Raw genomic sequence first — 25,496 nt, forward strand, 5'->3', positions numbered from 1 at the left:
GAGTGCAGGACACGCGCCCGGAGATCTGCAACACGGTCCCTGGAGAACGCAACACGCGCCCGGGGATCTGCAACACGGGCCCCGGAGGGCGCAACACGGGCCCCGGGATCTGCAACACGCGGGGGCCGGAGGGTGCGGCGCGGACGGGCTGGTTGACACCTCGGCTCTGTGGGTAGCCGTGCCGGGCAGATTGCGCCATCGGTTAGGAGGATGCTGTCGATGTCCGGCTTCTTCGGCGAACCCGGTTCGAGCCCGTTCGATCAGTTTCTCGCCCAGTTCTTCGGCGGGTCGAGCCGCGGCGCGGTTCCCGGGCGGCAGGCTCCGTTGGGCATCACGCGGTTGATGAGCGAGCAGGCGCTGGCGCTGCTGTCGGCCGCGGTGCAACAGGTCGGCAAGCAGGGCCGCGGCGAGCTCGACTCGACCCACCTGCTCTGGGGCGCGACACAGGTGCCGAGCAGCCGCGAACTCGTCCAGCGTGCGGGCGGCGACCCCGACGCGCTCGCGAGCCGGATCGGTGAGCGGGCCGTCGACGATCAGAGTCGTCCGCAGAGCGGTCCGACCACCGCACCGATCCTCACGCCCGGTGCCAAACGCATCCTCATGGACGCCCATCAGATCTCCCGGCAGTTGCGCTCGAGCTACATCGGCCCCGAGCACGTGCTGCTGGCGCTCGTGGCGCACCAGGACTCCCCGGCGGGGCGGATGCTCGGCGACGCGGGCGTGACGCCCGAGACGATCCGCCGCGCGTTGGCGGGGCCGGAGCCGGGCGGAGCCTCCACGGCGTCGCAGCCCGGGCAGACCACCGCCCGCGGTGGCGGCTCTGGGGCGTCGAGCAGTGGCGATTCGGGGAACACGCCGACGCTCGACCAGTACGGCCGCGACCTCACCGCGCTGGCCGCCGGCGGCGAACTCGACCCGGTGGTCGGCAGGGACACGGAGATCGAGCAGACCATCGAGGTGCTGTCGCGCCGGACCAAGAACAATCCGGTGCTCATCGGCGAGGCGGGTGTCGGTAAGACCGCCATCGTGGAGGGTCTCGCCCAGCGCGTCTGCGACCGGCAGGTGCCGGACATCCTCGGCGACCGCCGGGTGGTCCAGCTGGATCTCACGGCGATGGTCGCGGGTACGCGCTACCGCGGCGACTTCGAGGAGCGGATGACGGCATTGCTGAACGAGATCCGCGAACACCGTGACGAGCTGATCGTGTTCATCGACGAGCTGCACATGGTCGTGGGCGCGGGCTCGTCGGAAGGGTCCATGGGTGCGGGCAACATGCTCAAGCCGGCACTGGCCCGAGGCGAGCTGCACATCGTCGGGGCGACGACGCTGGACGAGTACCGGACCAACATCGAGACCGATCCCGCGTTCGAACGCCGGTTCCAGCCGATCCTCGTCGCGGAACCGACCGTCGAGGACGCGCTGAAGATCGTGCACGGCCTGCGTGACCAGTACGAGGCCCATCACCAGGTGCGGTTCACCGACGAGGCGCTCAGCGCCGCGGTCACGATGTCCGACCGGTACGTCACCGACCGTTACCTGCCGGACAAGGCGATCGATCTCATCGACCAGGCGGGCGCGCGGGTACGCATGCGCTCGGCGCGGCGCCCCGAGGGCCTGACGGAGATGCAGGACCGTCTCGAGCAGTTGTCCCGCGACCGCGACCAGGCGGTGAGCGAGGAGCACTACGAACGTGCGTCGTCGTTGCGGGACGAGATCAACGACCTGCGGGAACGCATCGAGCAGGCGCGCAACGAGGACCGGCCGTCCGGCGAGGCCGAGGTCGGCTCCGTCGACATCGCGGAGATCGTGTCGCGGCTGACCGGCATTCCGGTGGCGCAGTTGACCCAGGAGGAACGCGAGCGGCTGCTCAACCTGGAACAGCACCTGCACAGCCGCGTCATCGGCCAGGACGAGGCGGTGGAGGCGATCTCGGAGGCCGTCCGCCGTACCCGGGCGGGTCTCGCCGAACCAGACCGGCCGTCCGGCAGCTTCCTGTTCCTCGGGCCGACGGGCGTGGGCAAGACCGAGCTCGCCCGAGCCCTCGCCGAGGCACTGTTCGGCGACGACCACCGCATGATCCGGCTCGACATGTCGGAGTACGGCGAACGGCACACCGTTTCCCGGCTGATCGGCGCCCCGCCGGGGTACGTCGGTTACGAGGAGGCGGGCCAGCTCACCGAGGCGGTCCGGCGCACGCCGTACTCCGTGGTGCTGCTCGACGAGATCGAGAAGGCCCACCCCGAGGTGTTCAACGTCCTGTTGCAGGTCCTCGACGACGGCAGGCTCACCGACGGCCGCGGGCGCACGGTGAACTTCACCAACACGGTACTGATCATGACGAGCAACATCGGGTCGGAACTCGTGCTCAGCGGCACCCAGGGAGCGCTCGGGTTCGCCGCGGCTGGCGGCGGCGACAACGACGACGAGCCGCTCCGCGAACGGCTCATGCGCAGGTTGCGCGACAACTTCCGGCCGGAGTTCCTCAACCGCATCGACGAGATCATCGTGTTCCGCAAGCTCACCTCGGACCAGCTGGAGCAGGTGACCTCGTTGCTGCTGGAGGAGACGCGGCGCAAGGCGCGGGCGCAGGACGTCGAGGTGGACGTCACCCAGGAGGCCGTGCGTTGGCTGGCCGACGCCGGCTACCAGCCCGAGTACGGTGCCCGTCCGCTGCGGCGCACGATCCAGCGTGAGGTCGACAACGTCCTGTCGCGGATGCTGCTCGGCGGGGAGATCACCGAGGGAGCAACGGTGCGTGTCGATGTCGGGGACGACGGCCTGACGTTCGACGCCGTCGCCCGCGCCGAGGTCTGAACACCGGTTACGGTGACGGCGTGTCCCTCGCCGACGAGTACGCAGGCCTCTTCGAGGAGGCGCGTGGCCGACTGTTGGCCATCGCCTACCGCATGCTCGGCACCGTGGCCGATGCCGAGGACGCCGTCCAGGACACCTTCGTCCGCTGGTCGGGAGCCGCTCACGGCGAGGTCCGCGAACCGGTCGCCTGGCTGACGAGGGTGTTGACCAACGTGTGCCTGAACCGGCTCACGTCGGCCAGGGCCCGACGCGAGGAGTACGTGGGGCCCTGGCTGCCGGAGCCGGTCGTCACCGAACAGCCGCTGACGACCGTCGCCGAACGCGAGTCCGTGTCGATGGCGATGCTCCACATACTCGAACGGCTGACGCCGCCGGAGCGGGCGGTGTTCGTGCTGAGGGAGGCGTTCGGCCACGCGCACGCCGAGATCGCCGACAAGCTCGGCATCACGGAGGCCTCCAGTCAGCAGCTGTACCGCAGGGCGCGCGGGCACGTGGCCGACGGCAGGGCCCGGTTCACCACCTCGGTCGACGAATGTCGGCGGATCACCGAGCGCTTTCTGTTCGCGGCCCGCGGCGGTGATCAGGAGGCGTTGCGCAGCATGTTCGCCGACGACGTCGTCGCGTGGGCCGACGGCGGCGGCAAGGTGTCGGCCGCCCGGAACCCGGTGTCGGGCGCCGAGCGCGTGACGCGTTACCTGTCCTGGATGAGCAGGGACATCCCGGGCCTCGAAGTGGACGTGCTCGAGATCAACGGGATGCCGGGCCTGGTGGCGTCGGTCGACGGGGCGAACATGCTCGCCGTATCGCTGCACATCGTCGACGGTGCGATCGCGGACGTCTACCTCGTCGCCAACCCGGACAAGCTCACCCGGCTCGCCGCGCCGCGGTCTGGAGTGTGACGCGCCCCACGGTGGCTCGCTGTCAGTTCTCGCACCGCTGTGCGGTTCATGAGGTGACGTCCTCGGTTGGAAGGAGTTCCTCATGGCCCATCGGATCGTGATCCTCGGCGGCGGCTACGCGGGCGTGACCGCGGCGAACCGCCTGGCCCGCAGGCTCGACGGTGCCGACGTGACGCTGGTCAACGAACGCGCCACGTTCGTCGAACGGGTGCGGCTGCATCAGGTCGCGGCAGGGGAGTCGATCGCCCTGCAGCCGCTCGGGCAGCGGCTGCGTCCCGATGTCACCGTCGTCGTGGCCAGAGCCGGTGGCATCGACCTCGAGCGGCGGGAGGTCGTGCTGGACGGTGACGCCGCGTCCGATGCGGGGCGGCTGCCGTACGACACGCTCGTCTACGCGCTCGGCAGCCACGCGGCGCCCGCACCGGACGACGCCGTCACGCTGGCCACGGTGGACGACGCGTGGCGGGTGCGCGATCGCGTCGGCGAACTGGCGGCCGAACACGGCACCGTGGCGGTCGTCGGCGGCGGGCTGACGGGTATCGAGGCCGCGACCGAGCTCGCCGAACGGTATCCGGCAGCGTGCGTACGCATGGTGTCCGATGTAGACCCGGGGGCGTGGTTGTCGCACCGGGCTCAGCGGCATCTCCGGCGCGTCTTCGCGAGGCTCGGAATCGAGGTCGTCCGCGGCTCGGTCACCGACGTCCGGGGAGGTGCGGTGCGGCTGACCGACGGCCGGGCCGTCGGCGCGGGCCTCACCCTGGCGTGCACGGGTTTCGCCGTGCCGTCGCTGGCGGCCGGAGCCGGACTGGCCGTCGACGACACGGGCCGGATCCGCGTGGACGGGACGTTGCGTTCGGTGTCCCATCCGCACGTCTACGCGGTCGGAGACGCGGCTGTGCCGGAGTTGCCGAACGGACGTTCCTTCCGCATGGCGTGCGCGACGGCGTTGCCGATGAGTGCGGTCACGGGGACGGCGATCGCCGACCGACTGGCGGAACGTAAGCCTGCAAGCCTGCGTTTCCGGTACGTCAACCAATGCATCAGCCTCGGCAGAAGGAACGGCGTGATCCAGGCCGTCGACGGCGACGACCGTCCACATCGGATGATCCTGACCGGGCGGGCGGCCGCGTCGTACAAGGAGGCCGTGGTGCGGGGCGCGTCATGGTTCTCGGCGCACCCAGGGCCGTATCGCCCTGCGCGCACCGTCTCGATGTGAGCTCGGCGGTCCGGCCTCCGAGGAGTGCCGCACGGTGTCGTGAAGGCGGCATCGCCCGGCCACGGGGCGATGCCGCGTAGGTCCGGTTCCGCGGTGCAGAATCCGCTCGAATCGACGAGCTAGCACGAGAGGAAAAAGGGGCGCTCGCCCGCGGTCGTTCGCGACCGCGGGTTCGGGTGATCGGGTAGCGGGTGACAGAACTCCTCCGTGACGAAGCGCGCTCGGCCGACCACATTTCGGAATACACGATCATGGTGGACAGCCTGTCCGAAACGCATCGCGCCACGAATCATGCCGGACTGCTCCGGGGATGACCCAGCAGTCGGGGTGCTCGCTCGGCTCGCCCACCGCGGGCCGTGCGACACCGTTCCGAGCTGGTACGAATCCGACGATGCGCGTGGTTTCCGCTGAATTCGATCTTCGTCCGCCGCCGGGAAAGGCCGGAATCGGTTTCGCCGGCCGCGGGCCGGCGAAACTTGAGCTTCGCCACATCGCGGCAGAAACCGTGACTACTGGACGTTAACGTGGGTGCAAGCGCGGATTCTTCCCGGAGGTTTTCCGGCCCCGAGTCACTCGTGTTCGTGCTTTCACCGATCTTTGTGTCGAGACCGTAGGGAACAGCCATGACCGCATCCGGCAACGCCGACCAGACGAACGTGGGCGCCACGGCCGACCCCGGCGTGCTGGCCGCCCGCGCGGAGGACGCGACGCGCACCCTGCAGCAGTGGGCGGCGCGCCGCGGGAGTCACCCGCGCGCCGAGAACGAGGCGGAGCTGCACGAGGTGCTGGGTTCGCTCCGCCAACTCGCGGAGAATCTGGCTCGGTTCCTCCCCGAGTCCGGCACGTGGCTCGAGCAGCAGCTGTGGTCGGGAAACGTCGGTGAGGACGCGGCCTACGGCGAGTTGGCGCAGTCGACCTTCGAAGCGGCCGCGGCACTGGCGCGCGCGCAGCGGATGGCGGCCCAGCTCGGCCGCGAGCTCCACACCGCGGAGCTGGCCAGTCGTTCGCTCGTCACCCAGTGACGCCGTTCACCGTCGTACGGTGACGCCCTCGCCCGGTCGACGGGCCGGGCGGAATGTCACGGAGCCGTCCCCGCGGTCGGTCGCTGCTCGTCGGTGCGTTGCCGGTCGACCCTCAGCACGGCGTTCGTCTCGTGTTGCTGCCTGATCGCCTCGATCAGTTCCGCCTTGTTCATGTGGGCCGTGGAGGGAATGCCGACGGCTCGCGCCGCTTCGGCGAGTTCGGCCATGCTCGCGTCGAGATCGTTCTGCTGTTCCGGAATGTGCACCATATTAGGCACGTACCCGGCGGCGCGGTTTCCAAACCGACCGCGTTCCGTGATCGTCCACTGAGGACGAAACCGGCGTTGTCGTTGTGAGCGGTGGCACAGGATCGGCCACGCGCGGAGCCGGAAACCGCATCGCGGATTCCGGCCCCGACTGTGGCTCACGTCGTCTCGGTCACGTGATCTCGATCCGGCGCGCCGTGTCCTCGGGTCGTTTCGGCACGCGCACGGTCAGCACGCCGTCGGCGAGTTCGGCACCAACCTGCTCGGTGTCGACGCCCTCGGGCAGGGTGGCTGCGTACCGGAACTGGCCCGTGCGGCGCGTGCGGCGCCGGAAGTGACCCTCGCGCTCGGTGGTCTCGCCCGTGACGGTCAAGGTTCCGTCGGCCAGGTCGACCGCGATGTCCTCGCGCTTCACGCCCGGCACCTCGATCTCGACGACGTACTCCTCGTCGGTCTCGCGGACATCGGCCGCGGGTGACCACGCCTGCGGTGCGCCGTCCGCGTCGGCGGTCAGCAGCCGCTGCAGCTCGTCGAGCTCACGCAGCGGGCTCCAGGCCGGGATCGTGGTGTGCAGCCGGCGCGGGGCGCGGGTGTGCAGAACCGGGAATGCCATGTCGCTCATCCCTTCTCGGGCTCGAGGCCCGCGACTCGGGCCTGTCGTCTCGTCCAACGACAGTTGCGGCGTCCTTTGTTCCCAAAGTTGAGCCCCGACTACTCAAGGTGGTGTCTCGGCAGATCAGCGCCCCCGCAGTTGCCGCATAGGGGTAGGGGGTATACGGTGGTGGCGTCCGAACGAAGGAGTGACGTCATGCGGGGCTACAGCGGCGACAAGGACGCCTACCTCAAGCGGCTGCGCCGGATCGAAGGGCAGATCCGCGGGCTGCAGCGGATGGTCGACGACGACGAGTACTGCATCGACATCCTCACGCAGGTCTCGGCTGCGACGAAGGCACTGCAGTCACTGTCGCTCGGCCTGCTGGACGAGCATCTGAAGCATTGCGTCGCCGAAGCCGTCGCCGAGGGCGGCGACGCCGCCGACGAGAAGGTCCGCGAGGCCAGTGAGGCGATCGCCCGCCTCGTGCGCTCGTGACCGCGAAACCACAGGGGATCTCCGCAGGAGGGATGAGGCGAGATGTTCGAGAAGACCTACACCGTGACCGGAATGACCTGCCAGCACTGTGTGGCGTCGGTGACCGAGGAGGTCGGCGAGCTCGATGGGGTGCAGGGCGTGAACGTCGACCTCGGGACCGGGGCCGTGACGGTGAGCAGTGACGCCGAACTGTCGGACGACGCGGTGCGCTCCGCGGTGGAAGAAGCCGGGTACACGCTGACCGCGTGAGGCCGTACGCCCGCGAGGGATGACCTGAGAAGGAGGCGGTGATGACGGCCGCATCTCGGGCGCCGGAGGGCGCCGCGGCCGCCGGGGAGACCCCGGCGGCGGAGCAGCAGATCGAGCTCGCGATCAGTGGCATGACGTGTGCTTCGTGCGCGAACCGCATCGAACGCAAGCTGGGCAAGCTCGACGGCGTGGCTGCGTCGGTCAACTACGCGACCGAGAAGGCACGCGTCACCTACCCCGCAGGGGTATCACCGGACCGGCTGGTCGAGGCGGTCGAAGCCGCGGGCTACCAGGCCGCGCTGCCCGCGCCGCCGCAGGCCGAGGCCGCTGAGGCCGCCGGGTCCGACGGCGAGCGGGCGACGGCCGAACCCGCGGTCCGGGACGCGGACACGCTGCGGCAGCGGCTCATCGGCGCGGTCGTGCTGTCGCTGCCGGTGATCGTGCTGGCGATGGTGCCGCCACTGCAGTTCGCGAACTGGCAATGGGCCTCGCTCGCGCTGGCCTCGCCTGTCGTGGTGTGGGCGGCGTGGCCGTTCCACCGTGCCGCGCTCGTCAACCTGCGGCACGGCGCGGCGACGATGGACACGCTCGTGTCGATGGGCGTGTCCGCGGCGTTCGCCTGGTCGCTGTACGCGTTGTTCTTCGGCAACGCGGGCATGCCCGGCATGACGCACGCGTTCGAGTTCACGATCGAACGTGGCGACGGCAGTGCCAACATCTACCTCGAGGTCGCCGCGGGCGTCACCACGTTCCTGTTGGCGGGACGCTACTTCGAGGCGCGCGCCAAGCGGCGGGCCGGCGCGGCGCTGCGGGCGCTGCTGGACCTCGGCGCCAAGAACGTCGGCGTGCTGCGGGGCGGTCACGAGGAGCGCATCCCCGTCGACCATCTCGGTGTCGGGGACCGGTTCGTCGTGCGGCCCGGGGAGAAGATCGCCACCGACGGTGTCGTCGTCGACGGCGTCTCGGCGGTCGACGCGAGCATGCTCACCGGCGAGTCCGTGCCGGTCGAGGTCACCGAGGGGGACACCGTCGTCGGGGCGACCGTCAACCAGGGCGGCAGGCTCGTGGTCGAGGCGACCCGTGTCGGCGGGGACACCCGCCTGGCCCAGATGGCCAGGCTCGTCGAGGACGCCCAGGCGGGCAAAGCCGCCGTGCAGCGGCTCGCCGACCGCATCTCCGGGGTGTTCGTGCCGATCGTCGTCGTGCTCGCCGTGGGCACCCTCGTCGGCTGGCTGGTCGCAGGCGGCGCCGTCGAGGCGGCGTTCACCGCGGCCGTCGCGGTGCTGATCATCGCCTGCCCGTGTGCGCTGGGTCTGGCGACCCCGACCGCGTTGCTCGTCGGAACCGGCCGAGGGGCGCAGCTCGGCATCCTCATCAAGGGCCCCGAGGTGCTCGAATCCACGCGGCGCGTCGACACGGTCGTGCTCGACAAGACCGGCACCGTCACCACTGCGGCGATGACCGTCGGCGCCGTGCACGTCGCGGAGGGCACCGACCGGGCTGAGGCGTTGCGGCTGGCGGGTGCCGTCGAGAACGCCTCGCAGCACCCGATCGCTCGTGCGATCGCGGACGCGGCGACACGCGACGTCGGCGACCTGCCCGAGGCGAGCGACTTCGCCATGACCAACGGACTCGGTGTGCACGGTGTCGTCGACGGGCACGCCGTCGTCGTCGGCAGGGAAGCGCTGGCCCGGGAGTGGAGTCTGACACTGCCGGACGAGCTTGTGGCCGCCAAGGAGGCCGCGGAGCGTGCCGGCGGCACCGCGGTGATCGCGGGATGGGACGGCGAGGCCCGTGCCGTGCTCGTCGTCACCGACGAGATCAAGGCGACCTCGGCCGAAGCGGTCCGCCGGATGCGGTCGCTGGGTCTGCGTCCGGTGCTGCTGACCGGTGACAACGAGGCGGTGGCGCGGGCCGTCGCCACGCAGGTGGGCATCGACGACCCGGCCGACGTGATCGCCGAGGTGCTGCCCGAGGACAAGGTGGCCGTCGTGCAGCGGTTGCAGTCCGAGGGCCGCGTCGTCGCCATGATCGGCGACGGGGTGAACGACGCCGCCGCGCTGGCCCGCGCCGACCTCGGATTGGCGATGGGCACCGGCACGGACGTCGCGATCGAGGCGGGCGACCTGACTCTGGTGCGCGGCGACCTCACCGCGGCGGCCGACGCGATCCGGTTGTCCCGCCGGACCCTGCGCACCATCCAGGGCAACCTGTTCTGGGCGTTCGGCTACAACGTCGCGGCGCTGCCGCTCGCAGCGGCCGGGCTGCTGAACCCGATGCTCGCGGGTGCGGCGATGGCGCTCAGCTCGGTGTTCGTGGTGACGAACAGCTTGCGCCTGCGCCGCTTCACCTGAGCGGCTTCGCATGCCCCCGAGATGCCCCGGGCGCCCCACGGCGGTGCGCCCGCAAGGGCACCTTGGGGGCATTCAGGTACAGGCACGCGTCAGCGAGCCGGTGAAGGGTGCTCGGGCGTGGGGAGTTCAGCGGCTGCGCCAGTGCGGTACGCCGAGGAAGATCAGGCGCAGTTTGCGCTCGGCGTCAGCCGTGATCTCCGCATCCGCGCCGGGTCGTGCCTCCAGTAGTTCGAGCACGGTCGCGAGCATCGCGGACACGATGAGATCGGCCAGCATGCGTAGGTCGTCGGTGGACCAGTCGCGCAGCCCCTCGAAGCGTGCGAGGTCGACGGCCAGCTCGCCCGTGAGGAGCTTCAGTTCCACACCGATGGTCTGGCGCACCGCTCCGGTGCCGCCGTAGCGCTCCCGCACCAGGAACCAGTAGTGCTCCCCGTGTGAACGCACGTGCTCCGACAACGTGCGTACCGACGCGCGGATCAGGTCGGCCGAGCCACCGGGGGTGTTGCGTGCACCGCGGATCATCGTCCGCAGCGTGCGCATGGACTCCTCGACGAGCGTGACGCCCAGTTCGTCCATCGACTCGAAATGCCGGTAGAACGCCGTCGGCACCACACCGGCCTGCTTGGTGATCTCCCGCAGGCTCAACGCTGCGAATCCCCGCTCGGACGCCTGGCGCAGCGCGGCGTCGAGCAGCGCGCGGCGGGTGCGTTCCTTGCGCTCGTTGCGGGTCTCCGGGGCCGTCATGGCCGTCGAGCATACGTCGGCCCGTGCTGTAACCCCGTTCACATCCGCCCTGTCCACCTTGCGCCTCCCCGTGATCGTCTCCAAGATTGAGTGTACAGTCGTTCACTGAAAACGGAGGCGTGACATGGCGATGCGCACAGTGGTGCGGCGTGCGGCGACCCGGCCGGGAACGTTGCCCTCCTCGCTCGCGTCGCTGGCAGAGCGGCTGCTGACCCCGCACGGGGTCGACCGCTACCTCGAGCTGATCGATCCGATGCTGGTGCGCAGGGAGATCCGCGGCGAGGTCGTGGCCCTGTGCAGGCCGACGAAGGACTCGATCACGCTCACGGTGCGTCCGAGCAGGGCGTGGCAGGGGTTCGCCGCCGGCCAGTTCGTGCGCGTCACCGTCGACATCGACGGCGTACGGCGCACGCGGTGCTACTCGCCGGCAGGCAGCGCGCATCGCGACGGCGAACTGGAGTTCACCGTCAAGGCCCACGAGGGCGGGCTCGTCTCGCGTCACCTGCACGAACGCGGCCACGTGGGCATGGTGCTGGGACTCTCGTCCGCGGACGGCACGTTCGCGCTGCCCGAGCGCCGGCCGGACTCGATCGTGCTCATCGCGGGAGGTAGCGGTATCACGCCGGTGCTGTCGATGCTGCGGACGCTGGTCGACGAACGGTACCCCGGCGAGGTATCGCTGCTGTACTACGCGCGGACCCCGGCCGACGTGCCGTACGTCGAGGAGCTGGACGAGCTCGCGGCGCGCCGCGGCGTGCGCATCCACGTGCGGTACACGGCGGCCGACGGTCACTTCACCGCTGAGCATCTCCGCCGGGTCGCGCCGTGGTTCGCCCGCGCCACCACGTACCTCTGCGGCCCGCCGTCGCTGATGGAGTCCGTGCGCGCGCTCTACGCCGACACGGGGATCAGTGAACACCTGCACACCGAGGAGTTCACGCCGCCGGTGCTGACGGTCAACACCTCCGAGGTCGGCGGGCGCATCCGGTTCGCGCGCAGCGGCGTGGACGTCGAGAACGACGGCAGAACCCTCCTCGAACAGGCGGAGGACGCCGGACTGTCGCCCGAACACGGCTGCCGCATGGGCATCTGTTTCTCGTGCACCCAGCGGAAGGTCTCCGGCGTCGTGCGCACGGCTTCCGGCGAGGAGTCCGCCGAGGACGGCGAAGAAATCCAGCTGTGCGTCACGGCCGCGGCCGGTGACGTCGACATCGACTGTTAGGAGCCACCCCATGACGGGCTTGCAGGACCGGCTGACGCCGCAACAGGTCGAGGAGTTCGGCCGCGAGATGGACGAGCTGCGCGCGCGGATCGTCGCCGACCTCGGCGCCGACGACGTCGAGTACATCCAGAACGTCATCAAGACCCAGCGCGGCCTCGAGGTCACCGGACGCGCGCTGATGTACGCCGGGTTCTTCCCGCCGGCCTGGCTCGCGGGAGTGGGAGCGCTGTCGCTGGCGAAGATCCTCGACAACATGGAGATCGGCCACAACGTCATGCACGGCCAGTACGACTGGACGCGTGACCCCGCGCTGAGTTCGCAGCGGTTCGAATGGGACAACGTGGCGCCCGCCGAGAACTGGCGGCACTCCCACAACTACATCCACCACACCTACACCAACATCGTCGACAAGGATCGCGACGTCGGGTACGGCATCCTGCGCATCGACCCGGCGCAGAAGTGGCACCCGTACTACCTCGGCAACCCGGTGTACGCGACGCTGCTGGCGATCTTCTTCCAGTGGGGCGTCATGCTGCACGACCTCGAGGTCGACCGGCTCGTCAAAGGGGAGCGGAAGTGGTCGGAGTTCCGCGAGGAGCGCCGCCGCATCGGCCGGAAGATGGGTACGCAGATCGGCAAGGACTACGTGCTGTTCCCGCTGCTGACCGGGCCGTTGGCGCCGCTCACCTTCGCAGGCAACGCCGCGGCCAACCTCACGCGGAACCTGTGGGCCTTCGGCATCATCTTCTGTGGGCACTTCCCTGCCGACGTCGAGAGCTTCTCCGAGGAGGAGACCGAGAACGAGACCAGGGGGCAGTGGTACCTGCGCCAGATCCTCGGCTCGGCCAACATCACCGGCGGCAAGCTCTTCCACGTCCTGTCCGGCAACCTCTCGCATCAGATCGAGCATCACCTGTTCCCGGACATCCCGGCCCGGCGGTATCCGCAGATCGCCGGTGAGGTGCGGGCGATCTGCGCGAAATACGGCCTGCCGTACCACACCGGTCCGTTGCACAAGCAGTTGTGGTCCGTGGCGAGGAAGATCGTCAAGTTCGCGCTTCCCGGCAGCGGGGACTCCACGCCGGAACCGGCTACAGTCGAGCGCGACCGGACACCTGCTGCGGCGTGAGGCCCGCAGACACGACGAAGGAGCGGTGACATGGTCGGCCGATTCGAAGCGGGCAAGGACACGGTGCAGGTGCTGACCGAACAGGCGGCGTCGCACGTCGGCAACATCGCCGGGATCATCACGGGCGCGGTGCGCGACGTCGCACGCGAGACGGGCGACTGGATGACCGAGCTGATCGAGATGCGCGAGGCGTCCGGGAAGGCCGTGGCCGACGACGAGCGGGACACCGCGCGGAGCGCTGACGACACCGCGGAGCACTGACGACACCGCGGAGCGTCGGCGGTGGGCCCGCCGCGGGCGGCGTGTGGCGTGCGCCTCCCCGGGCGGACCGGGCGCGCGGGCGGTGGTCATGATGTTTCGCGTGAGTGACGTGAGGAGTACGGCAGACCTCGTCGACGAGTACGGCGAGGCGCTGCGCGTGTGCGATACGCAGTTCCGGCAGTTCGGTTCGCACCGGGAGTTCTCGGGCAGGGTGCGAACGGTGTCGTGCCACCAGGACAACGGCCTGGTCAAGCAGCTGCTGAACTCGGACGGTGAGGGCTGCGTGCTCGTCGTCGACGGCCGTGGGTCGTTGCAGACGGCGCTGACGGGTGACCTGATCGCCGGGGCGGCCGTGCGCAACGGCTGGGCGGGCCTGGTCATCAACGGCGCGGTGCGGGACTCGGCGGTGCTGGGCGGGTTGCCGCTGGGCGTCAAGGCGCTCGGCACGAACCCGCGCAAGAGCAGCAAGGACGGCGTCGGCGAGGTCGACATCCCGGTCGGCTTCGGCGGCATCACCTTCCACCCCGGTGACACGCTGTACGCCGACGACGACGGCGTGGTGCTGCTGCCGCGGTCCTGACCGGCCTCGGGATCCAGCACCGCCGGGTGGGCCGCTCGCGACGTGGCGTCGTGGTGCGGTCAGACTGGCGGCATGCAGGCCGTCGTCTACGCCGGTTACGGCGAACCGCCCGTGCTCTCCGACGTCCCGGAGCCGGAGTGCCCGCCGGACGGGGTGGTGGTCGCGGTGCGTGCCACCGGGGTGTGCCGGTCGGACTGGCACGCCTGGAAGGGCCACGAGCAGGTGCCGCTGCCGCAGATCCCCGGCCACGAACTGGCCGGTGTGGTCGCGGAGGTCGGCCCGGAGGTCACCCGGTGGCAGCCCGGAGCGCGCGTGACGGTGCCGTTCGTGTGCGGTTGTGGCCGGTGCGAGTACTGCGCCGCCGGTGAGGCGCAGGTGTGCCCGCACCAGACACAGCCGGGATTCACCGGGCCCGGGTCGCACGCCGAGCGGGTGGCGCTGCACGCGGCGGATTTGAACCTGGTGGCGTTGCCCGATGCCGTCGGCTTCACGGCGGCGGCATCGCTCGGCTGCCGGTTCGCGACGGCTTTCCGCGCGGTGACGGCCCATGGCAGGGTCGGGCCGGGGGAGTGGCTGGCGGTGCACGGCTGTGGTGGCGTGGGCCTGTCCGCGGTGCAGATCGGGGTCGCGCTGGGCGCGCGGGTCCTCGCCGTCGACGTGGCCGATGCGCCCCTCGAGGCGGCGCGGAGTCTCGGCGCGCGGGCGGTCGTCGACTCGGCGGCTTCCGGGCCCGCGGAGACCGCGGCGGCCGTCCGTGAACTGACCGGTGGCGGCGCCCACGTGTCGCTCGACGCCTTCGGCTCGGCCGACACCTGCATCTCGTCGGTGCGCGGCCTGCGCCGCAGGGGCAGGCACGTCCAGGTCGGCCTGCTGTTCGGCGAGGGTGCGACGCCGCCGATCCCGATGGACGTCGTCACGGCGCAGGAGCTGGAGATCTACGGCTCGCACGGGATGCCTGCACGCGACTATCCGCAGTTGCTGGGCATGCTCGCCGACGGCGGGCTGCGGCCCGAGGAGTTGATCGGCGAGACCATCGGCTTGGCGGAGGCGCCCGCCGCGCTGGCCGCCATGGATGCGCCGACCGCGGGTACGGGTATGACCGTCGTCGACCTGCCGGGCTGAGTCGCCGGCCGAACGCCCGTGCCGCGCCGTCAGGGCGGGTCAGCTGCGGGGTGCGGCGGTGGCCTGTTCGACGGCCAACGCGAACGAGGGTCCGTGGCCGGGCGCATGGTGGCGTGCCGCCGCGCCGAGGTGCGTCTCGCGGAGGTCGTCCATGAAGCTCTCCCACAGTGCGGGCCCGCCGCGTTCGAGGACGTCGGCGTACAGGCTCAGGTCCTCGTCCGCGCCGAGATGCCGCCTGCCCCATACCCCGATCTGGACGAGCACGGGGACCAGGTCGATGGCGCGTTCGCTGAGGCTGTAGATCGCCTTCTGCTTGTGGCCGGGATCCTCGCTTCGGGTGAGGAGTCCGTGGTGCAGGAGGGTCTTCAGCCGGTCGGCCAGGATGTTGGTGGAAATGCCTTCGTCGCAGGTGAGCAGGTCGCGGTAGTGGCGCTTGCCCGCGAAGACGATGTCGCGCAGTACCAGCAGCGTCCACCGGTCCCCGAAGATCTCGAGTGACAGGTTGATCGGGCAGTGGGAGCGCGGGGCCGTGGACATCGGCTGCGAGCCTCCAACCGGTTGTGTTTTCGCATCGGTTGCCGCTAGTCTACAACTGCTTGCAAAGTTGCATCGGTATGGATCGGAGCAGGATCGATGAACGGACCACCGATCGTCGAGGCGATTCCCACCGTCGGGCGCGGCACGGAACTGACCGACGCGCAGGCCGAGCTCGAACCACTGCCCTGGCACGAGGTCGAGCGCCGGCTCAACACCGACGCGTTCTGCTGGCTCGCCACCGTGCGACCGGACGGTGCGCCGCATGTGGCACCGCTGTTCGCGGTGTGCTCGGAGGCCCGGCTGTTCGTCTGCTCGAAGGACACCGCCCGCAAGAGCCGGAACCTCGTCGCGGACGGTCGCTGCGTGGTCAGCACCGACGTCGACGCGGCGCACGTCGTCGTTGAGGGCCACGGCACTCGATTGTCCGATCAGGACACTCTCCGGCGCGCGTCCGAGGGGGTCGCGGACGTCTACGGCTGGCCGACGACCGTGACCGGCGACGTGCTGGACGCGCCGTTCGGGGCGCCGACGTCCGGCGGGCCGCCGTACGCGGTGTTCGAGATCGTCCCGGACAAGGCCTTCGCGTTCCCACTGGAGGGCACGTTCCTGCCGACCCGGTGGCGCTTCCCCTGAGGTCCTGAGGATCAGCGGCGCAGCCGGTACTCCTTGAGCAATCCCTTGCTGATGATCGTCTTCTGGATCTCGCTCGTGCCCTCGCCGATGAGTAGGAACGGTGCCTCGCGCATGAGGCGTTCGATCTCGTACTCCTTGGAATAGCCGTAGCCGCCGTGGATGCGGAACGCCTCCTGGGTGACCTCGGCGCAGTACTCGCTGGCGATCAGCTTCGCCATTCCCGCTTCCACGTCGTTGCGCGTGCCGGAGTCCTTGAGCCGTGCCGCGTTGACCATCATCTGGTGAGCGGCCTCGACCTTCGTGGCCATCTCGGCGAGCTTGAAGGCGATCGCTTGGTGGTGCGCGATGGGTTTGCCGAACGTCTCGCGCTGCTGGGCGTACTCGATCGCCAACTCGAAGGCGCGGATCGCGATGCCGCACGCGCGCGCCGAGACGTTGACCCGGCCGACCTCGATGCCGTCCATCATGTACGAGAAGCCGTGACCGGGCGCCTCGCCGAGGACCATGTCGGCACCGATACGGAAGCCGTCGAACACCGCCTCGGTGGTGTCGACGCCCTTGTAGCCCATCTTGTCGATCTTGCCGGGAATCGTCAGGCCCGGCAGTACCTCGCCGTAGCCCTCGGGTTTCTCGACGAGGAACGTCGTCAGGTTCCGGTGTGGACTGTCCGCGCCCTCGTCGGTGCGCGCCAGCAGGGCGACGAGCGTCGACGTGCCGCCGTTGGTGAGCCACATCTTGGTGCCGTCGACGACGTAGTCGCCACCGCCTTCTGCGGCGGCGCTCTCGTCTCGGGTGGCCTTGGTGCTGATCGCGGCGACGTCGGAGCCGAGGTCGGGTTCGGACATCGAGAACGCGCCCCGGACCTCGCCGGTCGCCATGCGCGGCAGGAACCGCCGCTTCTGCGCCTCGGTACCGTGCCGGGCGATCATGTGCGCCACGATGAAGTGGGTGTTGATCACGCCGGACACGCTCATCCAGCCGCGCGCGATCTCCTCGACCACGAGTGCGTAGGTCAGCAGAGACTCGCCCAGTCCGCCGTACTCCTCGGGGATGGTGATGCCGAACAGCCCCATCTCCTTCATGCCGTCGACGATCTCGGCCGGATACGTGTCGCTGTGCTCGAGCTCCTGAGCCCGCGGGATGATCTCGTTGTCGACGAACTTCCTGACCGTGGCCAGGATCTCGGACTGCACTTCGGACAGTCCTGCGGTCTGTGCCAGGCGGGCCATGGCCGTTCCTCTCCGAGCGTGGGTGCGGGTTTCGCGTGCCGCGGGGCAGGGTGGGCCGGTGGCGGCGGCCCGAGGGTGCGGCGGCCACCGGCCCGCCGTTGTCAGCCGGTCACGCGTTCGACGACCGCGGCCAGGCCCTGCCCGCCGCCGATGCACATCGTCTCCAGGCCGTAGCGCACCTCGCGCCGGTCCATCTCGCGGGCGAGCGTGGTGAGGATGCGCGTACCTGTCGCGCCGACGGGGTGGCCGAGGGAGATGCCGGATCCGTGGACGTTGAGGCGGTCGAAGTCGCCGTCGCCGAACTTCCATTCGCGGGTGCACGCGAGCACCTGTGCGGCGAAGGCCTCGTTGAGTTCGATGAGGTCCATGTCGGACATCGCGAGCCCGGCGCGGTCGAGTGCCTGCTGCGAGGCGGGAACGGGGCCGATGCCCATCGTCTCCGGCGGTACCCCGGCGACGGCCCAGGACACGATGCGCACCAGTGGACGCAGGCCGAGTTCGGCGGCTCTGTCGGGGTGCGTGACGAGGCACATCGCGGCCGCGTCGTTCTGCCCACTGGCGTTGCCCGCGGTGACGGTCGCGTCCGGGTCCTGGTTGCCGAGGACGGGTTTGAGTCCACCCAGCGTGTCGGGGGAGGCGTCGGCACGCGGGTGTTCGTCGTTGTCCACAACGGACTCGCTCTTGCGGGTGCGGACCGTCACGGGAACGATCTCCTCGGCGAACACGCCCGATCGCTGTGCCGCCACCGCCCGTCGGTGGGAGGTCAGTGCAAGCCGGTCCTGCTCCTCGCGCGGGATCGAGTACTCCCGGCGCAGGTTCTCGGCGGTCTCCAGCATGCCACCCGGTACAGGATGGTTCCGGCCGCCCGCGGTGATGCGGCCCCGCGCGAGCCCGTCCTCCAGCATCACGCCGGATCCCTTGACGCCCCAGCGCATCTCGGTGGAGTAGAACGCGACGTTGCTCATGCTCTCGGCACCGCCGGCCACGACCACATCGCTCGCGCCGCTCTGCACCTGCATCGCGGCCTGCAGCACCGCCTGCAGCCCGGAGCCGCAGCGGCGGTCGACCTGCATGCCGCCGGTCGTGATCGGCAGTCCCGCGTTGAGCGCGACCAGGCGGCCGATGGCGGGCGCCTCGCTGGTCGGATAGCAGTGCCCCAGCACGACGTCGTCGATCGCATCCGGGGCGACCCCGCTGCGTTCCAGCAGGCCTCGCAGCGCGGTTTCGCCGAGGTCGGCGGCGCTCATCGGGCGAAGGGAGCCGCCGAACCGGCCGATCGGGGTGCGGACCGGTTCGCAGACCACGGCCTCGCGGGGCATTCCGGTGCTCATCACATGAACCTCCCGCCGGTGACCTCGAGGACGGTCCCGGTCATATAGGACGACAGGTCGGAGGCGAGGAACAGAGCCACACTCGCCACCTCGGCCACCTCGCCGGGCCGTTGCATGGGGATCTCGGCCATCTTGCCCTCCCACACGTGTTCGGGCATGGCCTCGGTCATCGCCGAGCGGATCAGTCCCGGCTGGATCGCGTTGACGCGCACGCCGTGGTGGGCCATCTCCTTGGCCGCGGCCTTGCTCATCCCGACGATGCCCGCCTTGGCCGCGGAGTAGTTGGTCTGGCCCGCCATGCCGACCTTGCCGGACAGCGACGAGATGTTGACGATCGCGCCGCGCTGCTGGGCTCGCATGATCGCGGACGCCTTCCGCAGACCGTTCCACGTGCCCTTCAGGTGGACGTCGATGACCTGGTCGAACTGCTCCTCGGTCATCGTCCGCATCGTGGCGTCGCGGGTGATGCCCGCGTTGTTGACCAGCACGTCGAGTGCGCCGAACCGCTCGGTGGCGGCGGCGAGGAGCGCATCGGTGTCGGAGGCCGACGTGACGTCGCAGCGCACACCCGTGGCGACGGCGGAGCCGCCGAGCTTCTCCGCCGCGGTCGTGGCCGCGGCCTCGTCGATGTCGCCGATGACCACGCGTGCTCCGTCGGCGGCGAACCGTTCGGCGATGGCGAAGCCGATGCCCTGTGCGGCGCCGGTGATCACGGCGACCTTTCCGTCGAGCAGACCCATGTGGTTGCGGTGTCCCTTCTGTTCGGGCGGTGGGGGTGGTGGCGCGGCGTTCACGCGGGGCCCGCAACGATCCCGGCGTCGCGGAGTCTGCCGATCTCGGCGGAGCCCAGGCCGAGTCGCTCGCTCAGAACGGCCTCGGTGTCGGCTCCGAGCGCCGGCGCCGGTTGCGGCGGCGCGGGCTCACCGGCGGTGCGGACGGGGCCGGCCGCGGCCGCCATCGGGCCGATACCGGGCTGGTCGATCTCCCGCACGACCGACGTGGGGTCGTCGAGCGCCAGGCGGGTCGCCTCGGCCATGTCGCGGTACGGGCCCCACAGCACGCGGGACTCGTCCAGTAGGCGCGCGACCTCGTCGTACGGGCGAGCGGCGAACCACGGCCGCAGGATCGCCTCGATCGTCTCGCGGAACCGATAGCGGTCGGACTCGTCGGACAGGTCGGCGCCGAGTGCGGGTTCGAGCGCGGCGAACACCTCGGCGGTGCCGGTGGCGGTGCAGAGTGCGCGCCACTGGCCCGTGGTGAGTGCGACGACGATGACCCGCCGGCCGTCGCCCGTGGGGAAGTCGACGCCGAAGCTGCCGTAGGTGTGGTTGCCGATGCGGTCCCGCGCGCGGCCGGTCCGGTGGGCTTCGGCGAGCCAGCCGAGGTCGCCGACGGCAGACAGGGCCACGTCGGACAACGCGATGGTCGACGACGTTCCCTCGTTCGTGCGCGCGCGGCGGTGCAGTGCCGCGAGGATCGCCGTCACCGCGTACTGGCCGCACAGGAAGTCCCAGGCGGGCAGGGCGTGGTTGACCGGTCCGGCGTGATCGGTCGGGCCGGTGAGGTCGGGAACTCCCACGGCGGCGTTGACGGTGTAGTCGACGCCGGGCCTGCCGCCCGCCATGCCTTCGACGTGCACGTGGATCGCGTCGGCCCGGCGGGCCGACAGCTCGTCGGAGGTGAGCCTGGTGCGCCCCGCGACGTTGTCGAGATAGATCCCGGCATCGGGGCCCGGCTCGGTGGCCAGTGCGAGGAGGAGCTCGCGGCCCTCGGGGGAGCGGAAATCGAGGGCGAGGGAGCGCTTGCCCTTGTTGAGGTTAGCCCAGTACAGGCTCGTGCCGTGGGAGTCGACGGGCCAGCGGTGGAAGTCGCCCCCGCCGCCGGGCGGGTCGACTCGCAGGACGTCGGCGCCGAGCCGGGCGAGCGCCATGCCTCCGGAGGGGCCCGCGACGAAACTCGCGCATTCGACCACGTGGAGTCCGTCGAGCGGCCGGGACGCCGGGTCGGGTGCCGTCATGCCGGTGATCCTGTGTCGACCGGGCGCGGGGGCGCACTGGGCATGTGCTCTACCTCCAACGGAGCAGGCGGCGTGCTTTCCATTTTTTATATCCCAAATATATGATCTGGGGAAGGGTGGAAGCTCGACGGATGTGAGTGAGGCGGGCCATGGCGAAGGCGGACACGTCGCAGGCGGACACGTCGCGAAGGAAGACGTCGAAGGGGGAGCCTGCGGCGGGGGAGCGGGCGCAGCGCACCCGGGGGAAGCGGTCGCTGCCCGACCAGGTCGCGGCGCACGTGCGGGAGCTGATCATGTCCGGGCAGTTGCGGTTCCCCGAGTTCGTGCGGCTCGACCAGGTGGCGGGCGACCTGGGCATCAGCGTCACGCCGGTGCGCGAGGGGCTGTTGACGTTGCGCGCCGAGGGATTGCTGCAGTTGGAACCGCGCCGCGGGTTCATGGTCGCCCCGCTGTCGGGAGACGACGTGCGCGACCTGTTCTGGGTGCAGGCCCAGTTGGAGGGCGAACTCGCGGCGCGTGCCACGCCGCGGCTGTCCGACGACGATCTCGCCACTCTCGACGAGCTGCAGCGCGGGCTCGCCGGCGCGCTCGCCGACGGTAGGCTCGACGAGATCGAGGACCTCAACCACCGGTTCCACCACCTGCTCGCGATGGCGGGCCGGTCGCCGAAGCTGACCTGGTTCCTCGGCCAGGCCGTCAAGCACACGCCGTCGCGGTACTACGAGACGATCGACGGCTGGGTGCAGGCCTCCGTCGACGACCACTATCCGATCCTCGAAGCACTGCACGCGCGTGACCCGGAGGCGGCGCGCATCGCGATGCAGGAGCACATCCGGCACGCCGGGGAACTCCTCGGCAGGCACGTCGACCGTCGCCCCGAGGAATGACCGCGAACCCTGTGAAACGGCCGTGATGGCCGTACGCTGGCCCGCATGAGGATCAGGAAGACTCTCGCCGCGCTGGCCGCGGTGAGCGCGCTGGGTGCGGTGGCCGCCTGCGACGAACCGGCCGAGGAGGACGGCAACCAGCAGGAAGAGAACGGCGGCGGCCAGTACGGCGACGGCAACCAGGGCGGCGGCGAAGGCGGCGGCGAGGACGAGGGCGGCGAGAACGAGGGCGGCGAGGGAGAGGGCGGCGACGACTGACCCCCCCGGCCGGGCGGGGCGCGGCGGCCTCCGATCGGGCCACGCCCGCCGCCTCTCGGGTTGAGTCGCGGCGGCGTGCGGGTATCCGGCGGCGACCTGGCTGAACCCGACCGCGAGGGGGACCCGACATGGCCGGACAGGCGATCGCGACCGACGTCCATTCGCTGCACGACGACCTGACCGCACTGGACGCCTACTGGCGCGCGGCGAACTACCTGTCCGTCGGGCAGATCTACCTGCTCGACAACCCGTTGCTGCGGGAGCCCCTGCGCGTCGAACACATCAAACCGCGGCTGCTGGGACACTGGGGCACCACGCCCGGGCTGAACTTCGTCTACGCGCATCTGAACCGGGTGATCCGGCAGCGCGACAGCAACGTCATGTACGTCATCGGCCCTGGTCACGGCGGCCCGGGGCTGCTTGCGAACACGTGGCTGGAAGGCACCTACACGGAGGCGTATCCCGCCGTCGGGCAGGACGAGGACGGGATACGCAGGCTGTGCCGCGAGTTCTCGTTTCCCGGCGGCGTGCCGAGTCACGTGGCGGCGGAAACGCCGGGGTCGATCCACGAGGGCGGTGAACTCGGCTACTCGCTCGCCCACGCCTACGGTGCGGTGCTCGACAATCCGGACCTGCTCGTCGCGTGCGTGGTCGGCGACGGGGAAGCCGAGACCGGACCGTTGGCGACGAGCTGGCACATCAACAAGTTCCTGAACCCCGCCACCGACGGCGCAGTGCTGCCGATCCTGCACCTCAACGGCTACAAGATCGCCAACCCGGCGATCCTCGCGCGCATCCCGCGGGAGGAGCTCGACGCGTTGCTGCGCGGCTACGGCTACGTGCCCTACTACGTCGAAGGTGACGATCCGACGACGATGCACAGGGACATGGCCGCCACGCTCGACCGGATCTTCGGCGAGATCGAGATCATTCAGCACAGCGCGAGACAGGGAGAGTTCGCCGGACGTCCACAGTGGCCACTTCTGGTGTTGCGGACGCCCAAGGGCTGGACCGGTCCGTCCGAGGTGGACGGTGTGCCGATCGAGGACACGTGGCGGTCGCACCAGGTTCCGTTGGCCGGTGTGCGGGACAACCCCGAGCACCGGGAGCAGCTCGAGTCGTGGCTGCGGTCGTACCGGCCCGACGAGCTGTTCGACGAACACGGCACGCCGCGTCCCGAGCTGACCGAGCAGGCTCCCGCGGGCGATCGACGCATGGGCGCGAATCCGCACGCCAACGGTGGTCGGCTGTTGAAGCCGTTGCGATTGCCGGATTTCCGCGACTACGGTTCCGAGGTCACGACACCGGGCGCGACGACGTCCGAGCCGACGCGGGTGCTCGGCCGTTGGCTGCGCGACGTGCTGCGCGACAACGACGACCGCCGCAACGTCCGCCTGTTCGGCCCCGACGAGACCTCGTCGAACCGGCTGGACGCGACCTACGAGGAGACGGGGAAGCAGTGGCTCGGCGAGCTGCTGGACACCGATGAACACCTGGCTCGCGACGGTCGGGTCATCGAGATGTTGTCCGAGCACGTGTGCCAAGGCCTGCTCGAAGGCTATCTACTCACGGGCAGGCACGGGTTGTTCTCGTGCTACGAGGCGTTCATCCACATCGTGGACTCGATGTTCAACCAGCACGCGAAGTGGCTGAAGACGAGCAAGCGGCTCGACTGGCGCCGGCCGGTCGCCTCGCTGAACTACCTGCTGACCTCGCACGTGTGGCGGCAGGACCACAACGGTTTCTCGCACCAGGACCCGGGCTTCATCGACCACGTGATGAACAAGAAGGCCGAGATCATCCGCGTGTACCTGCCGCCGGACACGAACACGTTGCTGTCGGTGGCGGACCACTGTCTGCGCAGCCGTGACTACGTCAACGTCGTCGTGGCGGGCAAGAACCAGTCGCCGGAGTGGCTCGACATGGACGAGGCGGTGCTGCACTGCACCCGCGGTGCGGGCATCTGGGAGTGGGCCAGTTCCGACGACGGAGGAGAGCCGGACGTGGTGCTGGCGTGCGCCGGTGACGCGCCGACGTTGGAGGTGTTGGCCGCGACGTCGATCCTGCGGGAGCGGCTGCCCGAGTTGAAGGTCCGGGTCGTCAACGTCGTCGATCTGATGCGGCTGCAGCCGGCGAGCGAACACCCGCACGGGATGACGTCCGCCGAGTTCGACGCGTTGTTCACGACGGACCGGCCGGTGCTGTTCGCCTATCACGGATATCCGTGGTTGATCCACCGGCTGACCTATCGGCGGAACAACCATCGGAACATCCATGTCCGCGGTTACAAGGAGGAGGGCACGACCACCACGCCGTTCGACATGCTGGTGCTCAACGACATGGACCGGTTCCGGCTGGTCATCGACGTGCTCGACCGGGTGCCGGACCTCGGGACGCGCACGGCGTGGCTGCGGCAGGACATGGCCGACACGCGCACGCGGCACGCTGCGTGGACGCGGGCGCACGGTGACGACCTGCCCGAGGTGCGGGACTGGGTCTGGTCGTCGTGACGGGACGGCCCGAGCATGTCCTGGTGGTCAACGCCGGATCGTCGAGTCTGAAGGTTCGGCTGCTCGACGCCGGCGACGACGTGGTCGACACCCTCGACCTGGACGACTGGGACGGGGAGGAGACGACGGAACTGGAACGATTCGTCGACGGACTGTCCGCGGTGGACGCCGTGGGGCACCGGATGGTCCACGGTGGGCGGCGCTTCCACGAGCCGGTGCGGATCGACGACGAGGTGCGCGACGAGGTCGCAGCGTTGGCCGAGCTGGCGCCGCTGCATCAGCCGCGCGGGGTGGCGGGTGTCGACGCATTGCGGCGGGTCCTGTCGGAAACACCCGCGGTGGCGTGTTTCGACACGGCGTTCCACGCCACGATCCCGGAGCCGGCCGCCACGTATGCGCTGCCCGCCGAGTGGAACCGCCGATGGGGACTGCGCCGGTACGGATTCCACGGTCTGTCCCACGCCTACGTGACCAGACGCGCGTCGCAGCTGGTCGGCACGCCTGCCGAGCGGTTGCGGATCGTGTCGTGCCACCTCGGGGCGGGTGCGTCGCTCGCCGCGGTGTCCGGGGGCCGGTCGGTCGACACGACGATGGGGTTCACGCCGCTGGCGGGGCTGGTTATGGCGACGCGTACCGGCAGTGTCGATCCGGGTCTGGTGCTGTGGCTGCAGCAGGAGGCGGGTTTCGACGCCGATTCGTTGTCGCATGCGCTGGAGTTCGAGTCCGGACTCGCGGGACTCGCGGGCGGCAGCGGGGACATGCGCGAGGTCATGTCCGGGATGGACTCGGGTGACCAGTCGTCGCGGCTGGCGTTCGACGTCTACACCCACCGGCTGCGACGGGAGATCGCGGCGATGACGGGCAGCCTCGGCGGGATCGACGTCCTGGCGTTCACCGGCGGCGTGGGGGAGCACAACCCCCGCGTGCGCGCGGAGGTGGCCGACGGGCTCGCCTACCTCGGTGTGGAGCTGGACGAGCGGGCCAACGAGACTGTCGCCGAGGACGCCGACATCGCCGCGGCCAGCACCGGCGTGCGCACCCTCGTGGTCGGTGCGCGGGAGGACGTCGAGATCGCCGCCCACACCCGCCGCACGCTCGGTGAATGAATCCGTGACGATGTTGCCGC

The 25,496-nt window shown here is 70.2% G+C and carries 25 protein-coding genes; 17 read left to right on the forward strand and 8 right to left on the reverse strand.

The window, feature by feature from the left end; translation table 11 throughout:
* Window positions 1-219 precede the first annotated feature (219 nt).
* The 4 genes from FHS23_RS17450 to FHS23_RS17465 all read left to right on the forward strand — a co-directional run bounded on the left by FHS23_RS17450 (window position 220) and on the right by FHS23_RS17465 (window position 5,951).
* A complete protein-coding gene (locus FHS23_RS17450) occupies window positions 220-2,814 on the forward strand; it encodes an ATP-dependent Clp protease ATP-binding subunit (RefSeq protein WP_183656854.1) in 2,595 nt (864 codons plus the stop codon).
* 20 nt (window positions 2,815-2,834) lie between these two features.
* The gene (locus tag FHS23_RS17455) at window positions 2,835-3,713 is read left to right on the forward strand and encodes an RNA polymerase sigma-70 factor (protein ID WP_183656857.1); all 879 of its coding nucleotides are present in this window, start codon (window positions 2,835-2,837) and stop codon (window positions 3,711-3,713) included.
* A gap of 82 nt (window positions 3,714-3,795) precedes the next feature.
* On the forward strand, window positions 3,796-4,929 hold the full coding sequence (locus tag FHS23_RS17460; RefSeq protein WP_183656860.1) for an NAD(P)/FAD-dependent oxidoreductase: 1,134 nt from the start codon (window positions 3,796-3,798) through the stop codon (window positions 4,927-4,929).
* A 623-nt stretch (window positions 4,930-5,552) separates the two neighbouring features.
* Complete coding sequence (locus FHS23_RS17465) at window positions 5,553-5,951, forward strand: hypothetical protein (RefSeq protein ID WP_183656862.1); 399 nt, start codon at window positions 5,553-5,555, stop codon at window positions 5,949-5,951.
* Window positions 5,952-6,007: 56 nt separating this feature from the next.
* Here FHS23_RS17465 and FHS23_RS17470 read toward each other — a convergent pair whose 3' ends face one another.
* Window positions 6,008-6,220, reverse strand: a complete 213-nt coding sequence (locus FHS23_RS17470; RefSeq protein WP_183656865.1) for a Rho termination factor N-terminal domain-containing protein — start codon at window positions 6,218-6,220, stop codon at window positions 6,008-6,010.
* Between the two features lie 169 nt (window positions 6,221-6,389).
* Window positions 6,390-6,830: an Hsp20/alpha crystallin family protein gene (locus FHS23_RS17475; RefSeq protein WP_183656868.1), complete on the reverse strand. Its 441-nt coding sequence runs from the start codon at window positions 6,828-6,830 to the stop codon at window positions 6,390-6,392.
* A gap of 195 nt (window positions 6,831-7,025) precedes the next feature.
* Between FHS23_RS17475 and FHS23_RS17480 the strand changes: the two genes are divergently transcribed.
* From FHS23_RS17480 to FHS23_RS17490, 3 genes are all read left to right on the forward strand, one after another.
* Window positions 7,026-7,307, forward strand: coding sequence for a metal-sensitive transcriptional regulator (locus tag FHS23_RS17480; RefSeq protein ID WP_183656871.1), 282 nt, complete (start codon window positions 7,026-7,028; stop codon window positions 7,305-7,307).
* 42 nt (window positions 7,308-7,349) lie between these two features.
* On the forward strand, window positions 7,350-7,556 hold the full coding sequence (locus FHS23_RS17485; RefSeq protein ID WP_183656874.1) for a heavy-metal-associated domain-containing protein: 207 nt from the start codon (window positions 7,350-7,352) through the stop codon (window positions 7,554-7,556).
* Between the two features lie 131 nt (window positions 7,557-7,687).
* On the forward strand, window positions 7,688-9,910 hold the full coding sequence (locus tag FHS23_RS17490) for a heavy metal translocating P-type ATPase (RefSeq protein ID WP_246382412.1): 2,223 nt from the start codon (window positions 7,688-7,690) through the stop codon (window positions 9,908-9,910).
* A gap of 126 nt (window positions 9,911-10,036) precedes the next feature.
* On the opposite strand, the gene FHS23_RS17495 is transcribed toward FHS23_RS17490, so the two are convergent.
* A complete protein-coding gene (locus tag FHS23_RS17495; protein WP_183656881.1) occupies window positions 10,037-10,654 on the reverse strand; it encodes a TetR family transcriptional regulator in 618 nt (205 codons plus the stop codon).
* 124 nt (window positions 10,655-10,778) lie between these two features.
* Here FHS23_RS17495 and FHS23_RS17500 point away from each other — a divergent pair, with 124 nt between their 5' ends.
* The 5 genes from FHS23_RS17500 (at window position 10,779) to FHS23_RS17520 (ending at window position 14,968) form a co-directional block, all read left to right on the forward strand.
* Entirely contained in the window at window positions 10,779-11,876 is a 1,098-nt protein-coding gene (locus FHS23_RS17500; RefSeq protein ID WP_183656884.1) for a ferredoxin reductase, read from the forward strand.
* Window positions 11,877-11,886: 10 nt separating this feature from the next.
* Complete coding sequence (locus FHS23_RS17505) at window positions 11,887-13,005, forward strand: fatty acid desaturase family protein (RefSeq protein ID WP_183656886.1); 1,119 nt, start codon at window positions 11,887-11,889, stop codon at window positions 13,003-13,005.
* Window positions 13,006-13,035: 30 nt separating this feature from the next.
* Complete coding sequence (locus FHS23_RS17510) at window positions 13,036-13,266, forward strand: hypothetical protein (protein WP_183656888.1); 231 nt, start codon at window positions 13,036-13,038, stop codon at window positions 13,264-13,266.
* A gap of 100 nt (window positions 13,267-13,366) precedes the next feature.
* Entirely contained in the window at window positions 13,367-13,846 is a 480-nt protein-coding gene (gene rraA / locus FHS23_RS17515) for a ribonuclease E activity regulator RraA (protein WP_343054038.1), read from the forward strand.
* A 72-nt stretch (window positions 13,847-13,918) separates the two neighbouring features.
* On the forward strand, window positions 13,919-14,968 hold the full coding sequence (locus FHS23_RS17520) for a zinc-dependent alcohol dehydrogenase family protein (RefSeq protein WP_183656892.1): 1,050 nt from the start codon (window positions 13,919-13,921) through the stop codon (window positions 14,966-14,968).
* A 39-nt stretch (window positions 14,969-15,007) separates the two neighbouring features.
* Here the strand turns inward: FHS23_RS17520 and FHS23_RS17525 are convergent, their stop codons facing one another.
* On the reverse strand, window positions 15,008-15,505 hold the full coding sequence (locus FHS23_RS17525; RefSeq protein WP_183656894.1) for a winged helix-turn-helix transcriptional regulator: 498 nt from the start codon (window positions 15,503-15,505) through the stop codon (window positions 15,008-15,010).
* A gap of 96 nt (window positions 15,506-15,601) precedes the next feature.
* On the opposite strand from FHS23_RS17525, the gene FHS23_RS17530 reads away from it, so the two are divergent.
* Complete coding sequence (locus FHS23_RS17530) at window positions 15,602-16,138, forward strand: pyridoxamine 5'-phosphate oxidase family protein (protein WP_183656897.1); 537 nt, start codon at window positions 15,602-15,604, stop codon at window positions 16,136-16,138.
* 11 nt (window positions 16,139-16,149) lie between these two features.
* On the opposite strand, the gene FHS23_RS17535 is transcribed toward FHS23_RS17530, so the two are convergent.
* From FHS23_RS17535 to FHS23_RS17550, 4 genes are all read right to left on the reverse strand, one after another.
* Complete coding sequence (locus tag FHS23_RS17535; protein WP_183656900.1) at window positions 16,150-17,367, reverse strand: acyl-CoA dehydrogenase family protein; 1,218 nt, start codon at window positions 17,365-17,367, stop codon at window positions 16,150-16,152.
* Between the two features lie 101 nt (window positions 17,368-17,468).
* The gene (locus FHS23_RS17540) at window positions 17,469-18,698 is read right to left on the reverse strand and encodes an acetyl-CoA C-acetyltransferase (RefSeq protein WP_246382373.1); all 1,230 of its coding nucleotides are present in this window, start codon (window positions 18,696-18,698) and stop codon (window positions 17,469-17,471) included.
* Complete coding sequence (gene fabG / locus FHS23_RS17545; RefSeq protein WP_183656903.1) at window positions 18,698-19,438, reverse strand: 3-oxoacyl-ACP reductase FabG; 741 nt, start codon at window positions 19,436-19,438, stop codon at window positions 18,698-18,700. The genes FHS23_RS17540 and fabG overlap by 1 nt, the downstream gene beginning before the upstream one ends.
* Before the next feature lie 50 nt (window positions 19,439-19,488).
* Entirely contained in the window at window positions 19,489-20,715 is a 1,227-nt protein-coding gene (locus FHS23_RS17550) for a CoA transferase (RefSeq protein ID WP_183656906.1), read from the reverse strand.
* 149 nt (window positions 20,716-20,864) lie between these two features.
* On the opposite strand from FHS23_RS17550, the gene FHS23_RS17555 reads away from it, so the two are divergent.
* The 4 genes from FHS23_RS17555 to FHS23_RS17570 all read left to right on the forward strand — a co-directional run bounded on the left by FHS23_RS17555 (window position 20,865) and on the right by FHS23_RS17570 (window position 25,476).
* Entirely contained in the window at window positions 20,865-21,602 is a 738-nt protein-coding gene (locus FHS23_RS17555; RefSeq protein ID WP_183656909.1) for a GntR family transcriptional regulator, read from the forward strand.
* Window positions 21,603-21,647: 45 nt separating this feature from the next.
* Window positions 21,648-21,860 carry a hypothetical protein gene (locus FHS23_RS17560; RefSeq protein WP_183656913.1) on the forward strand — a complete coding sequence of 71 codons (213 nt, stop codon included), beginning with the start codon at window positions 21,648-21,650 and terminating at the stop codon, window positions 21,858-21,860.
* 128 nt (window positions 21,861-21,988) lie between these two features.
* Window positions 21,989-24,370: a phosphoketolase family protein gene (locus tag FHS23_RS17565; RefSeq protein WP_183656916.1), complete on the forward strand. Its 2,382-nt coding sequence runs from the start codon at window positions 21,989-21,991 to the stop codon at window positions 24,368-24,370.
* Between the two features lie 23 nt (window positions 24,371-24,393).
* The gene (locus FHS23_RS17570) at window positions 24,394-25,476 is read left to right on the forward strand and encodes an acetate/propionate family kinase (RefSeq protein WP_183656919.1); all 1,083 of its coding nucleotides are present in this window, start codon (window positions 24,394-24,396) and stop codon (window positions 25,474-25,476) included.
* The last annotated feature ends 20 nt before the right edge of the window (window positions 25,477-25,496 follow it).

It is taken from the genome of Prauserella isguenensis (genome assembly GCF_014191605.1).
In the GTDB taxonomy this organism is placed as follows: domain Bacteria; phylum Actinomycetota; class Actinomycetes; order Mycobacteriales; family Pseudonocardiaceae; genus Prauserella; species Prauserella isguenensis.

What these genes read in the sequence shown, in the direction of transcription:
- FHS23_RS17450 (WP_183656854.1), top strand. Translation starts at nt 220, where the DNA reads ATGTCCGGCTTCTTCGGCGAACCCGGTTCGAGCCCGTTCGATCAGTTT.
- FHS23_RS17460 (WP_183656860.1), top strand. Translation starts at nt 3,796, where the DNA reads ATGGCCCATCGGATCGTGATCCTCGGCGGCGGCTACGCGGGCGTGACC.
- FHS23_RS17465 (WP_183656862.1), top strand. Translation starts at nt 5,553, where the DNA reads ATGACCGCATCCGGCAACGCCGACCAGACGAACGTGGGCGCCACGGCC.
- FHS23_RS17470 (WP_183656865.1), bottom strand. Translation starts at nt 6,220, where the DNA reads ATGGTGCACATTCCGGAACAGCAGAACGATCTCGACGCGAGCATGGCC.
- FHS23_RS17475 (WP_183656868.1), bottom strand. Translation starts at nt 6,830, where the DNA reads ATGGCATTCCCGGTTCTGCACACCCGCGCCCCGCGCCGGCTGCACACC.
- FHS23_RS17480 (WP_183656871.1), top strand. Translation starts at nt 7,026, where the DNA reads ATGCGGGGCTACAGCGGCGACAAGGACGCCTACCTCAAGCGGCTGCGC.
- FHS23_RS17485 (WP_183656874.1), top strand. Translation starts at nt 7,350, where the DNA reads ATGTTCGAGAAGACCTACACCGTGACCGGAATGACCTGCCAGCACTGT.
- FHS23_RS17490 (WP_246382412.1), top strand. Translation starts at nt 7,688, where the DNA reads ATGACGTGTGCTTCGTGCGCGAACCGCATCGAACGCAAGCTGGGCAAG.
- FHS23_RS17495 (WP_183656881.1), bottom strand. Translation starts at nt 10,654, where the DNA reads ATGACGGCCCCGGAGACCCGCAACGAGCGCAAGGAACGCACCCGCCGC.
- FHS23_RS17500 (WP_183656884.1), top strand. Translation starts at nt 10,779, where the DNA reads ATGGCGATGCGCACAGTGGTGCGGCGTGCGGCGACCCGGCCGGGAACG.
- FHS23_RS17505 (WP_183656886.1), top strand. Translation starts at nt 11,887, where the DNA reads ATGACGGGCTTGCAGGACCGGCTGACGCCGCAACAGGTCGAGGAGTTC.
- FHS23_RS17510 (WP_183656888.1), top strand. Translation starts at nt 13,036, where the DNA reads ATGGTCGGCCGATTCGAAGCGGGCAAGGACACGGTGCAGGTGCTGACC.
- FHS23_RS17520 (WP_183656892.1), top strand. Translation starts at nt 13,919, where the DNA reads ATGCAGGCCGTCGTCTACGCCGGTTACGGCGAACCGCCCGTGCTCTCC.
- FHS23_RS17525 (WP_183656894.1), bottom strand. Translation starts at nt 15,505, where the DNA reads ATGTCCACGGCCCCGCGCTCCCACTGCCCGATCAACCTGTCACTCGAG.
- FHS23_RS17530 (WP_183656897.1), top strand. Translation starts at nt 15,602, where the DNA reads ATGAACGGACCACCGATCGTCGAGGCGATTCCCACCGTCGGGCGCGGC.
- FHS23_RS17535 (WP_183656900.1), bottom strand. Translation starts at nt 17,367, where the DNA reads ATGGCCCGCCTGGCACAGACCGCAGGACTGTCCGAAGTGCAGTCCGAG.
- FHS23_RS17540 (WP_246382373.1), bottom strand. Translation starts at nt 18,698, where the DNA reads ATGAGCACCGGAATGCCCCGCGAGGCCGTGGTCTGCGAACCGGTCCGC.
- fabG (WP_183656903.1), bottom strand. Translation starts at nt 19,438, where the DNA reads ATGGGTCTGCTCGACGGAAAGGTCGCCGTGATCACCGGCGCCGCACAG.
- FHS23_RS17550 (WP_183656906.1), bottom strand. Translation starts at nt 20,715, where the DNA reads ATGACGGCACCCGACCCGGCGTCCCGGCCGCTCGACGGACTCCACGTG.
- FHS23_RS17555 (WP_183656909.1), top strand. Translation starts at nt 20,865, where the DNA reads ATGGCGAAGGCGGACACGTCGCAGGCGGACACGTCGCGAAGGAAGACG.
- FHS23_RS17560 (WP_183656913.1), top strand. Translation starts at nt 21,648, where the DNA reads ATGAGGATCAGGAAGACTCTCGCCGCGCTGGCCGCGGTGAGCGCGCTG.
- FHS23_RS17565 (WP_183656916.1), top strand. Translation starts at nt 21,989, where the DNA reads ATGGCCGGACAGGCGATCGCGACCGACGTCCATTCGCTGCACGACGAC.